Annotated in this window: 1 protein-coding gene; it reads left to right on the top strand. The window is 46.6% G+C overall.

Annotated elements, in window-relative coordinates:
* Positions 1 to 781 precede the first annotated feature (781 nt).
* Positions 782 to 2,066, top strand: a 1,285-nt coding sequence (ltrA, locus tag NFS31_RS26535) for a group II intron reverse transcriptase/maturase (protein ID WP_251502042.1), incomplete at its 3' end; no start/stop codon positions are given.

Here is a 2,066-nt window from a genome sequence, read left to right as displayed (position 1 = left end):
TTTGACAGTGCAGCGACACGTTGTCGCATATAAACTTTGCGTAGGATTTTCCTGCAAAGAGGTAAAAGTGACGGAAAGGCAACAGCCTTTCTAACTGATATTCCGAGAAGTGGAATGACGGGGTAACGCCCTGAAACGCTTCCCTTGATACTGCGTTGGAAGAAACGGGACGTATTTCCCACAACTGACACAGCACGCTGAAGTCGGCTGTCTGCACCTGCGACTGTCCCTTTTGGGGATAAAGCAAAACCGAGCCAGAGGTGGCCGGGGGTGTTAGGCCGGAGGTCTATAAAGTACCTATGTCCAGAATGCGGCTGACTACCGCTGACAAAAGCCCGAATGTACAGGTCTATAACGGGATATGGTAGAAATGCCATAGCCGTGAAAACGGCGTATGTGGGGGAAAGTAAGATTTGTCGATATGAAATTCCCTATGGTGTTACAGGCATCATCAAGCATACAGGCCTAAAGGGCAGGGTTAAGGGTATTATGCACAGATAGGAATATCGGAACGTGGAAAGCCCCGGATGTGGAGTGGATACGCACGATGAAGCACTGAACGGGAAAATCGTGTCGCCCTTATGGGAGGTGCGGTATAACCGTTCTTAATCCGGGAGGAAAGAGCAGCCATGCTACCTGTGAAGCCGTGAACAAAGTAAGCGGTGGAGGGACGGGCTGTAGTCAGGAACAGAAATAAAATCATAATCAATAAACACGCATAGGTTCGAGTAGGACTAAGAAAGGCGAAAATCCAAACGAAAATGAGGACAAGTAACCGACTATGGCAACAGGAAAGGCACAAAAGAAAGATAAGTTAAGGCACGCCGAGTATTATGACTTTCAGGAAATTCAAGATAAGCTGTACGCCGACAGCAGTAAGGGTAAAGTTTTCAAACATCTGGTTGAAATCATTGCATTGCCCGAAAATATACGGCTGGCATACCGCAACATCAAGAAAAACCATGGGAGCATGACACCCGGCACAGATGGAAAAACAATTACAGAATTAGCAACACTCTCTGATGAACAGCTAATTTCTTCCGTACAGCACAAGTTAGACTGGTACGTTCCGCAAAGTGTCCGGCGGGTAGAGATTCCGAAAGGAAATGACCCAACAAAGAAACGCCCGCTTGGAATACCGACAATTATGGACAGGCTGATACAACAGTGCGTATTGCAGGTCATGGAGCCGATATGTGAGGCTAAATTCCACGACCATAGCTATGGATTCCGCCCTAACAGGAACCAACAGCACGCAATCGCTCAGGTTCATAAGGATATGCAGAGAAGCAATCTCCACTATGTCGTAGATATAGACATCAAGGGGTTCTTCGACAACGTGAACCACGGAAAACTGCTGAAACAGCTCTGGACAATGGGAATCCATGACAAAAAGCTGCTCTGTATCCTATCCGCTATGTTAAAAGCGGAGGTGGCCGGGATTGGATTCCCAGAAGTCGGGACGCCGCAGGGCGGTATTATCTCGCCCCTGCTCTCCAATGTAGTTCTGAATGAATTAGATTGGTGGCTTGCGAGTCAATGGGAAGAAATACCGACAGAGTTCCCGTATAAGGAAACAGTCAATCCGAATGGAAGCGTGAGTAAAAGCCATAAGTTTTCCGCACTGCGGAGGACAAAACTGAAAGAAGTTACCTGCGTCCGATATGCTGATGATTTTAAGATATTTACAAACAGCTATCAAAATGCAGTGAAGCTATTCCACGCAACCAAAAGCTGGCTCCATGAAAGGCTCGCTCTTGAAATCAGCCCTGAAAAATCGAAGGTGATTAACCTGAAAGAGCAGTATTCAGAGTTTCTCGGTTTCAAGCTAAAGGTTATCCCCCGTGGGAAACGGAGCGACGGACGCACCAAATATGTAGTGGAGAGCCATATCAGAGAGAAATCTATCGTGAAAATAAAACCAAACTTAAAACGGCTGATTTACGACATTGAGTTCCCGTCACAAGGCAAGCGTACTGAATATCAGGCGATTTGCCGCTACAACGTTTATGTAATGGGAATCCATGACTACTATCAATTAGCCACAAAGGTCTGCGACGACCTTA

Origin of the sequence: Otoolea muris (genome assembly GCF_943193115.1) — a bacterium.
GTDB classification, from domain to species: Bacteria; Bacillota; Clostridia; order Lachnospirales; family Lachnospiraceae; genus Otoolea; species Otoolea muris.
This window is presented reverse-complemented; position numbering and strand designations above follow the sequence as displayed.